Origin of the sequence: Actinomycetospora aurantiaca, assembly GCF_037401875.1 — a bacterium.
In the GTDB taxonomy this organism is placed as follows: domain Bacteria; phylum Actinomycetota; class Actinomycetes; order Mycobacteriales; family Pseudonocardiaceae; genus Actinomycetospora; species Actinomycetospora aurantiaca.
Window position 1 is genome coordinate 1 of record NZ_JBBEGN010000019.1, and the last position, 14,481, is coordinate 14,481.

Annotated in this window: 14 protein-coding genes; 5 read left to right on the forward strand and 9 right to left on the reverse strand. The window is 76.1% G+C overall.

Features of this window, described 5'->3' with window-relative positions:
- The gene (locus WCD74_RS25295; RefSeq protein ID WP_337697674.1) at positions 1-1,485 is read right to left on the reverse strand and encodes a HAMP domain-containing sensor histidine kinase; all 1,485 of its coding nucleotides are present in this window, start codon (positions 1,483-1,485) and stop codon (positions 1-3) included.
- A gap of 86 nt (positions 1,486-1,571) precedes the next feature.
- On the opposite strand from WCD74_RS25295, the gene WCD74_RS25300 reads away from it, so the two are divergent.
- Complete coding sequence (locus WCD74_RS25300; protein WP_337697675.1) at positions 1,572-3,026, forward strand: S1C family serine protease; 1,455 nt, start codon at positions 1,572-1,574, stop codon at positions 3,024-3,026.
- Here the strand turns inward: WCD74_RS25300 and WCD74_RS25305 are convergent.
- From WCD74_RS25305 to WCD74_RS25315, 3 genes are read right to left on the reverse strand one after another with little or no spacing between them, the layout of a single operon-like run.
- Positions 3,023-3,784: a class I SAM-dependent methyltransferase gene (locus tag WCD74_RS25305; RefSeq protein WP_337697676.1), complete on the reverse strand. Its 762-nt coding sequence runs from the start codon at positions 3,782-3,784 to the stop codon at positions 3,023-3,025. The two genes, WCD74_RS25300 and WCD74_RS25305, sit on opposite strands and share 4 nt — an antisense overlap.
- Positions 3,781-4,545, reverse strand: a complete 765-nt coding sequence (locus WCD74_RS25310; protein ID WP_337697677.1) for a TIGR04282 family arsenosugar biosynthesis glycosyltransferase — start codon at positions 4,543-4,545, stop codon at positions 3,781-3,783. Before WCD74_RS25310 ends, WCD74_RS25305 begins: the two co-directional genes overlap by 4 nt.
- Positions 4,542-5,213 carry a glycosyltransferase family 2 protein gene (locus tag WCD74_RS25315; protein ID WP_373696132.1) on the reverse strand — a complete coding sequence of 224 codons (672 nt, stop codon included), beginning with the start codon at positions 5,211-5,213 and terminating at the stop codon, positions 4,542-4,544. Before WCD74_RS25315 ends, WCD74_RS25310 begins: the two co-directional genes overlap by 4 nt.
- Positions 5,214-5,385: 172 nt before the next feature.
- Between WCD74_RS25315 and WCD74_RS25320 the strand changes: the two genes are divergently transcribed.
- On the forward strand, positions 5,386-6,822 hold the full coding sequence (locus WCD74_RS25320) for a hypothetical protein (protein ID WP_337697679.1): 1,437 nt from the start codon (positions 5,386-5,388) through the stop codon (positions 6,820-6,822).
- A 117-nt stretch (positions 6,823-6,939) separates the two neighbouring features.
- On the opposite strand, the gene WCD74_RS25325 is transcribed toward WCD74_RS25320, so the two are convergent.
- Positions 6,940-8,010, reverse strand: a complete 1,071-nt coding sequence (locus WCD74_RS25325; protein WP_337697680.1) for an NAD-dependent epimerase/dehydratase family protein — start codon at positions 8,008-8,010, stop codon at positions 6,940-6,942.
- A 46-nt stretch (positions 8,011-8,056) separates the two neighbouring features.
- Here WCD74_RS25325 and WCD74_RS25330 point away from each other — a divergent pair, with 46 nt between their 5' ends.
- Positions 8,057-8,599: a MogA/MoaB family molybdenum cofactor biosynthesis protein gene (locus WCD74_RS25330; RefSeq protein ID WP_337697681.1), complete on the forward strand. Its 543-nt coding sequence runs from the start codon at positions 8,057-8,059 to the stop codon at positions 8,597-8,599.
- A 167-nt stretch (positions 8,600-8,766) separates the two neighbouring features.
- On the opposite strand, the gene WCD74_RS25335 is transcribed toward WCD74_RS25330, so the two are convergent.
- Positions 8,767-9,420, reverse strand: coding sequence for an SAF domain-containing protein (locus tag WCD74_RS25335; protein WP_337697682.1), 654 nt, complete (start codon positions 9,418-9,420; stop codon positions 8,767-8,769).
- A gap of 136 nt (positions 9,421-9,556) precedes the next feature.
- Between WCD74_RS25335 and WCD74_RS25340 the strand changes: the two genes are divergently transcribed.
- On the forward strand, positions 9,557-10,459 hold the full coding sequence (locus WCD74_RS25340) for a DMT family transporter (protein ID WP_337697683.1): 903 nt from the start codon (positions 9,557-9,559) through the stop codon (positions 10,457-10,459).
- A 173-nt stretch (positions 10,460-10,632) separates the two neighbouring features.
- Here WCD74_RS25340 and WCD74_RS25345 read toward each other — a convergent pair whose 3' ends face one another.
- From WCD74_RS25345 to WCD74_RS25355, 3 genes are all read right to left on the reverse strand, one after another.
- The gene (locus WCD74_RS25345; protein WP_337697684.1) at positions 10,633-11,046 is read right to left on the reverse strand and encodes an FmdB family zinc ribbon protein; all 414 of its coding nucleotides are present in this window, start codon (positions 11,044-11,046) and stop codon (positions 10,633-10,635) included.
- 81 nt (positions 11,047-11,127) lie between these two features.
- Entirely contained in the window at positions 11,128-11,754 is a 627-nt protein-coding gene (locus WCD74_RS25350; RefSeq protein WP_337697685.1) for a 5-formyltetrahydrofolate cyclo-ligase, read from the reverse strand.
- Positions 11,754-13,109, reverse strand: coding sequence for a UTP--glucose-1-phosphate uridylyltransferase (locus WCD74_RS25355; RefSeq protein ID WP_337697686.1), 1,356 nt, complete (start codon positions 13,107-13,109; stop codon positions 11,754-11,756). The genes WCD74_RS25350 and WCD74_RS25355 overlap by 1 nt, the downstream gene beginning before the upstream one ends.
- 135 nt (positions 13,110-13,244) lie before the next feature.
- Here WCD74_RS25355 and glp point away from each other — a divergent pair, with 135 nt between their 5' ends.
- Positions 13,245-14,477 carry a molybdotransferase-like divisome protein Glp gene (gene glp, locus WCD74_RS25360; protein ID WP_337697687.1) on the forward strand — a complete coding sequence of 411 codons (1,233 nt, stop codon included), beginning with the start codon at positions 13,245-13,247 and terminating at the stop codon, positions 14,475-14,477.
- The last annotated feature ends 4 nt before the right edge of the window (positions 14,478-14,481 follow it).

A 14,481-nucleotide genomic window follows, 5' to 3' on the forward strand; every position in this document is an offset into this window, starting at 1 on the left:
CTAGGCCCGGGGGAGCCAGAGCCGCAGCAGCGCCCCGCCCGAGGGTGCCTCGTGGGCCGAGACGCCGCCGTGGTGCCGCGCGACGGTCTGCGCGACGATCGACAGGCCGAGCCCGGAGCCCGGCATGGTGCGCGCGTCGGCGGACCGGAAGAAGCGGTCGAACACCAGCGCCCGCTCCTCCGGGGCGATGCCCGGCCCCTCGTCGGCGATCTCGAGCACGGCGGTCCCGGGCCGCTCCGGGGCGACGCCCTCGCGCAGGACCACCGTCACCGTGGCGTCCGACGGGCTCCACTTCGCGGCGTTGTCGAGCAGGTTGAGCACGGCGCGCTCGAGGGCGCTCGCGTCGCCGACGACCTCCAGGGGGACCAGCTCGACGGCGAAGGTCACGCCGGGCGCGCGGGGCCGGGCGCGGTCGAGGGCCCGCTCGACGACCTCGGAGAGGTCCAGGTGCTCCGCGGCGACCTCGGGCGGGTCGTCGCGCGCCAGCTCCACGACGTCGCCGACCAGCGTGGCCAGCTCGTCGATCTGCGCGCGCAGGTCCGCGGTGAGCTCGGCCCGGTCCTCGGCCGACAGGCGGGGCGCGTCCGGACGTCCCGACGCGGCACCCTCCTCGGCGGCCACCAGCAGCTCGAGGTTGGTGCGCAGCGAGGTCAGCGGGGTGCGCAGCTCGTGCCCGGCGTCGGCGACGAGGCGCCGCTGGCGGTCGATGGACGAGGCGAGGGCCGCGAGCATGGCGTTGAAGCTGCGGGTCAGCCGGGCGATCTCGTCCCCGCCGGTGACCGTGATGGGCTGCAGGTCTCCGGTCCGGGCGACCCGCTCGGTCGCCGAGATCAGCCGCTCCACGGGGCGCAGGCCCGCCCGGGCGATCGCGACCCCGACCAGCGCGGCCAGCACCACCCCGATCATGCCCACGACGACGAGCACGATCGCCAGGCGGGACAGCGTGCGGCGGGTCGGCTCCAGCTCCTGGGCGAGCACCAGCGCGCGGCCGTTCCCGGACTGCACCGCGACCACGCGGTACGGGGCGCCGTCGACGAACCCGGTGCGCGGCGCCTGCGGGGTGCCGGTGGCCACCGCGTACTCCGGGGCGCCCACCGGGGGTTCGTTGCCCTGGATGAACAGTGCCCGGTTCGTCGTGGCCGACACGATCGCCACCCGGAAGTCGCCGGCGGCGAGCGCGTCGGAGGAGACCACCCGGAACAGCAGGGCCGGGTCGGCGAGGTCGCTGGACGACGCCGCGGTGGCCCGCTCGACGAGGCTCTCGTCGAGCTGGTCGTACAGCGCGCGGTACGCGGTGAAGAACACCGCGACCGCGATCAGGGCGACGAGCAGCCCGGCCCCGACCGACACCAGGATCGCCACCCGGCGCCGCAGCGGGATCTCGAGCAGGACGTGCCATCCCGACGGCGGGGCGGGCCGGTCGGGCTGCTCGGGCTGCTCGGGCTGGCCGGACTGCTCGGTCCCGGCCGGTACGGACGTGCTCATCACCCCCGATCCTCCCCGACGCCGGGCGGGGCCACCGTGACCTCCCCGGCGGGCCCGCGCCCCGGCGATGAGGAAGGCTGGTGCCCATGAGCGAGACGCCCCGTCGGGACGACGAGCCGGGCCGCGTCGGGGACCCGGGGGCCGCCGGGGATCCCGCGACGGTGGAGCGCCCGGGGCTCGGCACCGGCTACGGGCGCGGCGGGGTGCGGTGGGCCGACGAGCAGCAGGCGGCGCCCGCGCCGCGTTCCTGGTCCGGGGCGCCGTTCGGCGGGTCGGGGTCGGGAGCTCAGGGGGCGGGCGAGCAGGCCGACTACGGCTGGGGTCGCGGCCCCGACCCGTCGTCGGGAACGGCCATGACCCCGACCCCGCCCGGCGGGTTCCCCGCGGACAGCGGTGCCGGGTGGAGCACGCCCGGGCCGGGGCAGCCGCCGGCGCCCGACGAGGGCCGGCGCGGGGGGCTGCGCGGGGCCGCGGGGTCCGTCACCCGGACCGGCCTCGTCCTCGTCGCGGTGATCGCGCTCGTCGCCGGGCTCGTCGGCGGGGGGATCGCCGGGGCGCTGTTCTCGTCGTCGTCCTCGACGACGTCGCTCGGGTCCCTCGGCGACTCCGAGCCGCTGCCGCCCGCGCCCGCGGGGTCGGTGGAGGCGATCGCGGCGACCGTGCTGCCCAGCACCGTGCAGATCATCGGCGCCACCGGTGCGGGCTCCGGGGTCGTGATCTCGGCCGACGGCCTGATCATGACGAACAACCACGTGCTCGCCGCGGGCGCCCGCAGCGGGCTGCAGGCGGTGTTCGCGGACGGGACGGCCGCCCCGGTGACCCTGGTGGGGGCGGCGCCGGCGGCCGACATCGCCGTCGTGCGGGCGAGCGGGGTGTCGAACCTGCGCCCGGCCGCGCTCGGCGACTCGACGCAGCTGCGCCAGGGCCAGGCCGTGGTGGCGGTCGGCTCGCCGCTGGGGCTCTCGGGGACCGTGACCACGGGCATCGTCTCGGCCCTGCGCCGGCCGGTCGCCGCGGGCGGCTCCGGCGCGGGCCAGGAGAGCACCCTCGACGCGATCCAGACCGACGCCGCCATCAACCCCGGCAACTCCGGCGGGCCGCTGGCCGACGCGGCCGGGCGGGTGGTCGGGATCAACACCGCGATCGCGAGCGTGACCGGCGGCGGAGCCGGCCAGGAGGGCGGGTCGATCGGCCTGGGCTTCGCGATCCCGATGAACCACGCGCGCCGGATCGCGACCGAGCTCGTCGAGACCGGGCGGGCGACCCAGGCCATCATCGGGGTGCAGGTCACCGACGGCGGGGCCCGCGGCGCCACCGTCGCCAGCGTGACGCCGGGCTCACCGGCCGGCTCGGCGGGCCTGCAGGCCGGCGACCTGGTCACCCGCGTCGACGACCGGGCCATCGAGGACGCGAACGCGCTGGTGGCCGCGGTCCAGTCCAGCGCGCCGGGTCAGGTCGTGACGCTGACCGTCAGCTCCGGCGGCGGGGCACCGCGACAGGTCCAGGTGACGCTGGGCGGCCGGGTGATCGGGGGCCGCTAGGAGCGGGTCAGCACCGCGAAGGCGCGGTCGGGGAGGATCCGCTCGACGGCCGGGCCGCGCGCCCCGTCGTCGTCCCCGGAGCGCTCCACCACCCGCAACCCGGCTGCGGCGGCGACCTCGTCGACCGCGTCCGGTCCGAGCACGGCCCAGGGGAAGCGCGTGGGTGGGGTGTCGGCGGCGTCGTCGTCGATGTCCTCGCGCTCGAGGTGCGCCGCCCCCTGCCAGAGACCCGCCCCGGGCTCCAGCTCGAGCAGCACCGTGCCGGTGTCGGTGAGCAGGTCGCGGCACCGGCGCAGCAGGGCCACCGGGTCCCCGCCGATGCCGATGTTGCCGTCCGCGAGCACCACGTGCTGCCACCGGCCCTCGCCGGGCAGCCGCTCGAAGGCGTCCCGATGGAGCACGGCCGCCCCGCGCTGCAGGCAGCGCTGGATGGCCTGCACGGAGACGTCCACGCCGAGGGCGGGGACCCCGCGGTCGGCGAGGGCGACGACGAGCCGTCCGGGCCCGCAGCCGAGGTCCAGCGTGGCGCCGGTGCACCGCTCGAGCAGCCACCCGTCGCGGTCGTCGGCGTCGTCCTGCCAGCGCTGCACGGCGAGGGGCAGCACGACGCCGTCGGTGCGCACCAGGCGGTGCGAGAAGCCGGCCAGTGCGGCGTCGAAGACGGTCGCGGTGAGGGTGAACCCCCCGGCTCCGAGGCGTTCGCGCGCGGCGTCCACGACGGCGAACGGCTCGGTCATGGGGCTGTCGAGCGACGTCACGGGCGGGCACCTCCGAGAGCACCGAGGGGTCGGGTCCGTTCCCGGGTGAGGAGGTGGTCCTCGACCGCGCGGGCGAAGCGTCCGTGGGGCACCACGGCGGCGACCTCGACGGCGTCGTCGGCCGTGTCCACGTCCGACAGCGGCTCCAGCTCGGCCACGGCGTCGTCGCCGAGGGCCTGGCGCAGGGCGTCGAGCGTCCGGGCGCCGGTGTCATCGCGGGAGGTGGGAACGCCGGCGATGATGGCGGCCCGGCGGGGGTCGCGGAGGCCCATGGCCCACCAACCACCGTCGTGGGCGACCCCGATCGCGGCGTGCGCGGTCGTCTCCACCCGCCGGAACGCCGCGTCCAGCAGGTCCGCGTCGAGCTGCGGGGTGTCCATGCCGATCTGCACGGTCGCCGCTCCCGGGTACAGCGCGGCGACGTCGGCGTGGGCGGCCTCGATGCGCTCGCCGAGCGCGTCCCCCCGCTGCCGGACGACCGTGTGACCGGCGATGGCGGCGGCGATCTCGTCACCGCGCACCGCGTCGGCGAGGTCGCCCTCGAGGGCGACGACGACGCGGGCCCCGGCGACCCCCGCGGCGGCGTCGAGCGTGTCCAGGAGCGCCGCGGCCGCGATGCCCGCCGCCCCCTCGGGGGTCGCGGGCGGGGTCAGCCGGGTCTTCGCGCGCCCGGGCACCGGTGCCTTCGCCAGCACCACGACCACCCGGTCGACCACCTGATCGGACTGCATGATCGGCGCGTTCGCAGCGGAGTCGGTCATCGGTTCACCCGGTCCAGGCCTCGGCTCCGGGCCAGGGCCTTCGTCATGTCGCGTACCGCGCGGGCGGTGCCCCGCACCGAGCCCGACACCTTCGACCGGCCCCCGCCCCGCGGCCGGTAGGCGACGTCCACCTCGCGGATCGTCCAGCCCGCCGCCCCGGCCCGGATCAGCAGCTCGAGCGGGTAGCCGAAGGCGCGGTCGGTGATCCCGAGGTCGAGCAGCGCCTGGCGCCGGGCCACCCGCACCGGCGCGATGTCGCGCACCCCCACGCCCTGCACCCGCATCAGCCCGGACAGCACGAGGTTGCTCAGCCGGGCGTGCCAGGGCCAGACGCCGCGCGCCGCCGGGACCCGCCGTCCCACCACCAGGTCGGCGTCGGTGTCGAGCAGCAGCCGCACCATGGCCGGGAGCTCGGCCGGGTCGAGCGAGCCGTCCGCGTCGATCGTCGCCACCACCTCCGTGCGGCTGGCCTCGAGGCCGGCGTGCACGGCGGCGCCGTAGCCCTTGCGGGCCTCGTGGACGACGAGGGCCCCGCGCCGCTGCGCCAGGTCGGGCGTGCCGTCGGTGGACCCGTTGTCCGCGACGACGGCGTCGAACCCGTCGGGGAGCGCGTCGAGCACGGCCGGCAGTGCCTCGACCTCGTCGAGGCACGGGAGCACGACATCCACACGACCGCTCACCGTGGTCACGCTATGAGGTCGGCTTCGGACGCGCACAACGGGGTTGCCATGAGAGGTGCCCCGTGAAGCCGTCGTGAGTTTCCGCCGTTCGGCGGGGTCGGGACGCCCGGGTGGGCCCTGCTCACTGCGCCGTGACGCTCGCTTCGTACTGTGCGTGGCGATGAGCACGCTGCTCGGGCCGCCGCGCCCGCAGGACGACGAGGCCCCGGGGACGTCCGCGCGGCCGGGCCCCCGGCTGCGGGGCGACCTCCTCGCGGCCCTGCTGGGCTGCGCCCTGGTGGCGGCCGCCGCGCTCTACGGGTGGAACCGCATCGAGGCCGGCGTCCCGATCCTCGTGGGCTGGCCCCCGGTCCTCGCCGAGTGGATGCCGCACTTCAGGCGGGGCGGGGTGGCGGCGGTCGTCGTCGCGGTCCTGGTCGTGACGGCGGGGCCGGCGGTGGCGGCCCGGCTGCGGTGGGGGGCGCTGCTCGCGGTCACCTTCGTGGCCTCCGTGGCCTGGACGTTCTCGCTGGCCCTGATCGACGGCTACCAGGCCGGGATCGTCGACCGGCTGACCACGCCGACCGAGTACCTGGTCGAGGTCGACCGGTACCCCGGGCTGGTCCCCTTCCTGACGACCTTCGCCGACCGGATCGTCGGGATGACACCCGACACCCTGGTCACGCACTCGTCGGGCCACCCGCCGCTCGCGACGCTGGTCTACGTCTGGATCGCGGACGTGCTCGGTCCCGGGGGCGAGTACGCGGGCCTGGTGACGCTGGTGGTCGGCGCGTCGGCCTCGACAGCGGTCGCGGTCACCGTGGGCGCGCTCGGCGGGCTCCGGTGGGGTCGGGTCGAGCTGCCGCTGTCGCCCTCGACGGTGGAGGCCGGGCGGGCCCTCGCACGGCGCTACGTCCCGTTCGGGGTGCTGTTCCCGGGTGCGGTCTGGGTCGGCGTGTCCGCGGACGGGATGTTCGCGGCGGTGTTCGCCTGGGCGGTCGCGCTGCTGGCCCTGGGCGCGGTGCGGCGCGGGGTGCTCGGTTCGGTGCTGAGCCTGCTCGCCGGTGTCGGGCTCGGGGCCGGACTCTTCCTGTCCTACGGCCTGGCCGCCGCGGGGCTGCTCCCGGTCGCGGTGGCGGTGCTGGTGCGGCGCTGGTGGCCCCTGGCGGTGGCGGCCGTCGGCGTGCTCGCCGTGGTCGGGCTGTTCCACCTCGGCGGCTTCTTCTGGTTCGACGGCTACACGCAGGTCAAGCTGCGCTACTACCAGCCCGGCGAGTACGGACTGCTCCGCCCGTACTCCTACTGGGTGTGGGCCAACCTCGCGGCGGTGGCGCTGGCGCTGGGGCCGGCGACCGTCGCCGGGCTGCGGCGGGTGGCGTGGTGGCCGCGACGAGCTCCGGTCGCGGTGCTCGCGCTGGTGGCCGCGGCCGTGATCGCGGTCGCCGTCGCCGACCTGTCCGGGCTGTCCAAGTCCGAGGTCGAACGCATCTGGCTGCCGTTCGCGACGTGGATGGTGCTCGCCTGCGCCCTGCTCCCCGTCCGGTCGGCCCGCTGGTGGCTGGGCGCCCAGGCGGTCCTGGCGCTGCTGGTCAACAGCCTGCTGTTCACCGTCTGGTAGGGGCGCCGGGTCGGTCAGCAATGGTCCGTTGCTGACGCCTGACGTCAGAACGGCGCCACTCGCACGTGGTGGGCCGGGCCCGGCGCGCGCCGACCCGACCCCGACCCCGACCCGCCGTCAGGAACGGATCGCGGCGCGCAGCGGGTCGGTGGCGAAGCGGGTGATGCCCTCGGCGAAGCCGACGCGGGCGCGGAAGCCGAGGAGCTCGGCGGCGCGGGCGGGGTCGGCGGTGACGTGCCGGACGTCGCCGGGCCGGGCGCCCCCGACGACCTGCGGCGCCGGGCCGTCCATGGCCTCGGCGAGCTGGGCCGCGAGGTCGGCGATCGTCCGGACCTCCCCGGAGCAGACGTTCAGCGGGGTGCACGTGCCGGCGGGCGTGGTGTCCTCGGCGGCCTCGAGCGCGGCGACGTTGACCGCGGCCACGTCGCTGACGTGCACGAAGTCCCGGCGCTGCCGACCGTCCTCCATCACCCGCGGGGCCTCGCCGCGCTCCAGCGACGACCGGAAGATCGACGCGACCCCGGCGTAGGGCGTGTTCTGCGGCATCCGCGGCCCGTACACGTTGTGGTAGCGCATCGCGTAGACGCGGCCGCCGGTCGCGCGGGCCCAGGCGACCGCGAGGTGCTCCTGGGCGAGCTTCGTGGCGGCGTAGGTCGAGCGCGGTTCGAGGGCGGCGTCCTCGGGGATGAGCTCGCCCTGCAGGTCGCGCCCGCACACCGGGCACGGGAGGTCGTAGCGCCCGGCGTCGACGTCGGCCTGCGTGCGCGCCGGCGGCGGCTGGACGCCGTGCTCCGGGCAGGAGTAGCGGCCCTCGCCGTAGACGACCATCGAGCTCGCCATGACCAGGTTCCGGTGCCCGGAGCGGTACATCGCGGCGAGCAGGACCGCGGTCGCGACGTCGTTGTTCTCGGCGAAGGCGGGCGCGTCGTTGGGGTCGACGCCGTGCCCGACCATCGCGGCCTGGTGGCAGACGGCGTCCACGTCGGGCAGGAGGCGGTCGAGCAGGGCGGCGTCCCGGACGTCGCCCCGGACCAGCTCGTAGCGGTCCGCCCACTCCGGTGCCTTGCCCTCGGCGTGGGCCTGCGGCAGCAGGGCGTCGAGCAGCACGGGGGTGTGCCCGTGGTCGACGAGCAGGTCGGCGATCGCGGAGCCGATGAAGCCGGCACCGCCGGTGAGGAGGACGCGCACGGCGGTCACGGTAGGCGGCCCGGGGCACCGGACTAAGGTCTGGGGTATGGAGCACCCGCAGGCGACGGTGTCGATCGAGAACGGCCCCCTGGGCGGCGGCGACGACCTGCTGGGTCGCGCGCTCGTCGTCATCGTGGACGACCGCATCTCCACGGGCGAGGTCACCGACACGACCGGCCCGCTGGTGACCGAGCTGCTCGGCGAGGCCGGGCTGGTGGTGGACGGCACGATCGTGGTGCCCGGCGAGTCCGTCGCCATCCGCAACGCGCTGAACACCGCCGTCATCGGCGGGGTGGACGTCGTGATCACCGTCGGCGGCACCGGGGTGTCCCCGCGGGCGGTCACCGCGGACGCCACCGCGGGCGTGCTCGACCGCCCGATCCCGGGCATCGCCGAGGCCATCCGCGCCTCCGGGCTGGCCGCCGGGGCCGTCGACGCCGGGCTCTCCCGCGGGCTGGTGGGGGTCTCCGGGTCGACGCTCGTCGTCAACCTCGCCTCGTCGCGCGCCGCCGTGCGCGACGGCATGGCGACCCTCACCCCGCTCATCGCGCACGTGATCGCCGAGCTCTCCGGCCTGGAGGAGAACTGACCGGGCCCGACCGCGCCGAGGCGGCCCGCCGTCGGGCCCGTGAGGCCCTGTCCGGTCCGTCGACGACGGCGAGCTCCGACGAGCGCGACGACGCCGACCGGGCGCGCGAGATCCCGCGGGACGCCTACGAGGACGAGCGCCCGCCGCACCACGACCGGGCCTGAGCCTCACCGCAGCGTCAACGTCACCTCCTGACCGATCGTCGCCGCCGCCACGCGCGCCGCGACCGGGCCGGGCAGGGCCACCACGACGACGGGGCTGCTCGAGCGGTCGGCACCGGGCAGGACCGCCAGGACCCGGGCGCCCGCCGCGAGCACGGCGCCCGGCTCGCGGGCGGACCGGCTGCCGCCCACCACGTCCACGACGGTGCCCGGCCGCACCAGGTCGGCGATCGCGGGATCGGCCGGGCGCAGGGGCACGCCGGCGGCGTCGGGCGAGCCCGCGGACGTGCGCGCCGCCGCGGGGCCCAGCATCCGCACGTCGGTGAGGACCTCCCCGGACCGGACCCCGCCGACGAGCCGGCCGCCCACCGCCGCCTCCGGCGCGGCGAGGGCCCCGGCCGGCACCGTGTCGGGTGGTCGGCTCACCACCGTCACGTCGCCGGCGGCGAGGACCGGGCCGGGCGCCAGGTCACGGGCCGCCACCACCACCGGGGCGCCCGCGACCTCCGGGGACGCCGCCCCGAGAACCCCGATCACCACCGCGAGCCCGGCCAGCCCGCCGGCCGCCACCCGCCGCAGCAGCACCGCCCGGCGCCACCCGACCGGCAGGCGCCGGCGAGCCCGCCCGCGCGTGCTCACGTCCCGCCGTCCGACCCTCACGAATCCGACGGTAGGGCCACGGACGCACCCACCCGGCATCGCGATCACGACCTGTGGACAATGGAGTCCGAGGACGCCGGATGTGGATGGCCGGGGTCAAGGTCAACCGCCGGACGCGCGAAGGGGCTGCACCCGAATGGCCGTGGTGCTCGTCCTGATGGCCTGTCTGGGCAACGCGCTGGCCCTGACGCTGCAGCGCAAGGCCGCCCAGGACAGTGCCCGCCAGCGGGGCCGCTCGGCCGGGTCGTTCCGCGACATGGTGCGCCGCCCGCCGTGGCTGTTCGGGATCGTGATCTTCGGCGCCGCCGTCGTGTGCCAGGTGCTCGCGCTGCAGATCGGGTCGATCTCGCTGGTCCAGCCGGTCCTGGTGATGGAATTGCCGTTCACCCTGCTCGTCGGGTGGTGGATCCTCGGAGGGGCGCTGCGCCCCTACGAGTGGTCGGCGGTGGGGCTGATGAGCATCGGCCTGGTCGTCCTGCTCGTGTCGCTGCGCCCGCACGGCGGGGACGCGCTCGCCGCCGGCAACCTGCGGTGGATCCTCGGCACGCTGGTCACCCTGGTGGCCCTCGCGGCGTGCACCTGGATCGCGGTGACGTCGCGGGCGGTCGGCAAGGCCGCGTTCTTCGGCATCGCCGCGGGGATCGGGTCCGGCTTCGTCGCGGTCATCATCAAGGCGATGGCCGACGCGCTGGCCCTCGGCGGGCTCGGCGCCGTGTTGACGACCTGGCAGAGCTACCTGCTGATCCCGGTGGGGCCGGTGGCGTTCTGGACCCTGCAGAGCGGGCTGCGGGCCGGACGCCTGCTGGCGAGCCAGCCCGGCCTGACCCTCGGCAACCCCATCCTCGCGTTCCTGTGGGGCACCGGGCTGCTCGGCGAGGAGGTCGCGGGCGGCTGGTGGCTGCTCGGCGGCCTGGTCGGGGCCGGACTGCTCACCGTCGGTGTCTTCCTGCTCGCCCGCTCGCCGGTCCTGGCCGCCCAGGAGGGCACGCCCTCCGCGACCCGCACCTCGAAGGACACGGGGAGTCGACGCGTGCTCTGAGCGTTAGCTCGTTCGTGTGAGACCTCGGCGTCAAACATGTTTCGAGGCAACGCGCGACGAACGGACGCGTCTCTCGTTGTACGAGGCACGAGGCCATCGACCGCTGGGGAGCGGGTCGCGCTTCGTGTGGGGTCCGGGTCGGCGACTCGGGGTTGCCGACCCGGACCGTTCTCTCAGGCGCTGCTCTTCGCCGGCGTCGAGGACGATCCCGACGAGGATCCCGAGCCGGACGACGACGTGCCCGACCCGCTCGACGAGGATCCGGAGGACCCGGAGTCGGAGGACTTCGACCCGCCGGACGTCGACTCCGACGCTCCGGAGGACTTCGACTCGGACGCGGAGGACTTCGACTCCGACGACGCCGACTCGGAGGACTTCGACTCGGACGAGGACTCCGAGGACGACGACCCGGAGCGGCTGTCGTTGCGGTAGAAGCCGCTGCCCTTGAACACGATGCCGACCGACGAGAACACCTTGCGGAGCCGCCCGCCGCACACCGGGCACTCGGTCAGCGACGGGTCGGTGAACGCCTGGACCTGCTCGAACCGGTGGTCGCACTCGGTGCAGGCGTAGGGGTAGGTGGGCACGAACGCTCCTGTCTTCACCCGAGGGGTCGCGGGGGAGTGTAACTGGCACTCGCCGCGTGCGAGTGCCAACAACGCCACAGCTCAGGCTGTTCCGACCAGACCCGCGGTCGGCCGCCACACCGCGTGCACCCGCACGTCGTGCGGCTCGACGGGCAGCTCGGGCAGCAGCTCGGTGTCCCCGACGACGGCGACGACGACCGTGGAGGGCGAGATCAGCGGCAGCGAGCGGTCGTAGTGCCCCCCGCCGCGCCCGAGGCGCACCCCGTCCGGCGAGGCGGCGAGCGCCGGCACCACCACGACCGCCGCGTCCGCGACCGCCCCCGGCCCGACCCGCCGTCCGGACGGCTCCAGCAGGCCGTGCGGGCCGTCGCGCAGGTCGCCGCGGTCGCGGAACCCGGCCCAGTCCAGGGGTGCGTCCCCGCTCACGACCGGCAGCAGCACCCGGCGCCCGATCGCCACCGCCGCGTCCAGCACCGGCAGCGCCCCGTTCGGCGTCGCGCCCGGCTCGGAGCGGACCGGCACGTACAGGCAGACCGGCCGGGCCGGGTCGGCCCGCAGCGACTCCAGGACGTCCGGCAGGGCGGCGGCCAGGTTCGCGGCGTCCTGCCAGCGCTCGGCCTCGGACCGCGCACGGCGGCGGGCGAGGAGCTCGGTACGCAGCTCGGACTTGCTCCGCGCCGTCCCCGGTCGCTCCGCGGGTCCGGCCATCACCGGACCGTCCCGGACACCTCCGCCGGGCCCTCGAGCACCACCGAGCCGCGCACCGTCGTCGGGCCGGTGAACGTGACGTCGCCGCGCACCTCCAGGCGCTCGGCGTCGACGAGCGAGGGTGCACCGGCTGGGAAGCGGGCCTCGAAGTCGGCGAGCATCCCGAAGTGGGCCTTGTCCAGAGACACCACCGGCGGCTGGGTGTCGAAGCGCGGCTCCATCGTCCCGTCGTCGCGCAGCTCCCAGAGATCGGAGCGGGCTACGAGCAGGTCGTCGGTGGTCTTGACCGGCGCGAAGCGGGTGCGCGGCACCTCCAGGGCCGCAGCCCCGGCGATCGACGACACCGCCGCGCCCATCGCCGTCTCCAGCTGGAGCACCTTGGTGGAGCCCTTATCGGTGGGGTCGACGGTCTTGCGGTTGACGATCAGCGGCAGCTCCGGGGCCGCCGGGTCGGCCTCCTGCAGGGCGGTGATCGCCTGCAGGTCGAACCAGATGTTGTTGGTGTTGAAGTAGTGCCAGCGCGTCAGATCCCCGAACGAGGGGTCGCCGTCGGGCACCTGCGCGGACTCGCGGAGCACGAGCTCGCCCCCGCGCATCGCCAGGTGCCCGCCCTTGCGGTCGGACTCCGTGCCGCGCACCACCTCGAGCAGGAACGGCACCTCCCGCTCGGCGAGCCAGGCGGCGATCCTCGGGTCGGGCCGGGCGCCGAGGTTGTCCGCGTTGGAGACGAAGCACCACCGCACGCCCGCCTCGAGCAGCGCGGCGGCGATCCCGCTCGCGGCCAGGGCGGTGTAGATGTCGCCGTGCCCGGGCGGGCACCACTCCAGCTCCGGGTTCGCCGGCCACTCGACCGGCTGCCACGTCTCGGCGTCCAGCTTCGGCTCGATCCCCTGCAGGAAGTCCAGCGGGAGCCCCTGGTCGGCCAGGCCCTCGTGCGCCGCGAGCCGCTCGAGCGAGGGCGGGCGGGTGGTGGGGGAGTCCATGAGCAGCAGCGGCAGCCGCGCGCCGGTGGACGCGCGCAGCGCGAGGGTCTGGCGCGCGATGACGTCGAGGAAGCTCTGCCCGGGCTTGATCTCGAGCGTGGACTTCGGCCCGTCCAGGCCCATCGACGTGCCCAGCCCGCCGTTGAGCTTCACGACGGCGAGCCGGTCCAGCACCGCGCGGGTGGTCTCCGCGTCCGGGTCGGGCAGGTCGGCCAGCCGCGGCAGCGGGTCGACCGGGGACAGCTCGTCGCCGGGCACCTTGCCCGCGTCCGGGTCGGCCAGCTGCTCGAGGCGGCGGCGGAAGGCCGCGACCTCCATCGGGTGCGCCCCGGCCTTCTCCAGCTTCTCGACGGCGGGATGCTCGCTGGTCATGCGCTCTCCGGTACTCGGGGGGTGGTTCACGGTGGCGGTCCGAGGGGTGGCGCCGAGGCTAGCGAAGGGGTCCGACACGCCGGTGAGGGTGCGTCGTTACCCTGCTCCGGCCCTCCTCCGGGGCACGATGGACCCGTGAGGACCGTGGATGCCCAGCTGCGACGGGTGCTCGACGCCGCGGTGCGCCCCTCCCCGATCCGGGTCGCCATCTCGGAGGCCCAGGGTCTGCTCTGCGCCGAGGAGGTCGTGGCCGACCGTGCCCTGCCCGGGTTCGACCAGGCCGCCGTCGACGGGTTCGCCGTGCGCGCGGTCGACGTGCGCGCCGCGGACGTCGAGCCGGTCGAGCTGCCGGTGGTCGGCGAGGTGGCGGCCGGGTCGCGCCAGGCGCACCGGCTGAGCCCCCAGCAGGCGGTCCGCGTCGCGACCGGCGCCCCGCTGCCCACCCTCGCCGACGCGGTCGCCCCGCACGACCACACCGACGACGCCGGGCCCTCGAGCCGGGCACGGGTGACCGTCAAGCGGCCGGTCGCGTCGGCCGAGTTCGTCCGCCGCACCGGCGAGGACGTCGCGCCGGGCGACGTGGCCGTGCGGCGCGGGGTCGTGGTCGGTCCGGCGCAGGTCGGGCTGCTGGCGGCGGTCGGGCGGACCAAGGTCCTGGTCCACCCGCGGCCGCGCGTGTCCGTGATCGCCGTGGGCGACGAGCTGGTCGACGCCGACCGCACCCCCGGACCGGGCCAGATCGTGGACGTGAACTCCTACGCGCTCGCCGCGGCCGCCCGGGACGCCGGTGCGGAGGTGACGCGGGTCGGCATCGTCGGCGCGGACGCCGCGACCGTCCGGGAGGCGGTCGAGGCGCGCCTCGGGATGGCCGAGGTGGTGCTCGTGGCGGGAGCGGTCGGCGGGGCCCACGGCGAGGCGGTCGCCGCCGAGCTCGCCGAGCTCGGCCCGGTGGACACCAGCCGGGTCGCGATGCACCCGGGCAGCGTCCAGGGCTTCGGGCGGCTCGGCCCGGACGAGATCCCGACCTTCCTGCTGCCCGCGAACCCGACGTCGGGACTGGTGGTCTTCGAGATCCTGGTCCGGCCGCTGATCCGGCTCGCGCTGGGCCGCCCGGAGCTGCACCGTCGCGAGGTCACGGCCCGGCTGCTCTCCCCGGTCGCCTCCCGGCCGGGACGGCGCAGCTACGTGCGCGGGCGCCTGCTGCGTGACCGCACGAGCGGCGACTACCTCGCGCAGCCCCTGGGCACGGCGGGCTCGCACCTGCTGTCCTCGCTCGCCGAGGCCAACGCGCTGATCGTGCTCGACGAGGACACCACCGAGGCCGACCTGGACACCCCGGTGCGGGTCGCCTTCCTGTCACCCCGCTAGCGCA

Excerpts from the sequence above, each read along its gene's own strand:
- WCD74_RS25295 (WP_337697674.1), bottom strand. The coding sequence starts at position 1,485 with ATGAGCACGTCCGTACCGGCCGGGACCGAGCAGTCCGGCCAGCCCGAG.
- WCD74_RS25300 (WP_337697675.1), top strand. The coding sequence starts at position 1,572 with ATGAGCGAGACGCCCCGTCGGGACGACGAGCCGGGCCGCGTCGGGGAC.
- WCD74_RS25310 (WP_337697677.1), bottom strand. The coding sequence starts at position 4,545 with ATGACCGACTCCGCTGCGAACGCGCCGATCATGCAGTCCGATCAGGTG.
- WCD74_RS25320 (WP_337697679.1), top strand. The coding sequence starts at position 5,386 with ATGAGCACGCTGCTCGGGCCGCCGCGCCCGCAGGACGACGAGGCCCCG.
- WCD74_RS25330 (WP_337697681.1), top strand. The coding sequence starts at position 8,057 with ATGGAGCACCCGCAGGCGACGGTGTCGATCGAGAACGGCCCCCTGGGC.
- WCD74_RS25340 (WP_337697683.1), top strand. The coding sequence starts at position 9,557 with ATGGCCGTGGTGCTCGTCCTGATGGCCTGTCTGGGCAACGCGCTGGCC.
- WCD74_RS25350 (WP_337697685.1), bottom strand. The coding sequence starts at position 11,754 with ATGGCCGGACCCGCGGAGCGACCGGGGACGGCGCGGAGCAAGTCCGAG.
- WCD74_RS25355 (WP_337697686.1), bottom strand. The coding sequence starts at position 13,109 with ATGACCAGCGAGCATCCCGCCGTCGAGAAGCTGGAGAAGGCCGGGGCG.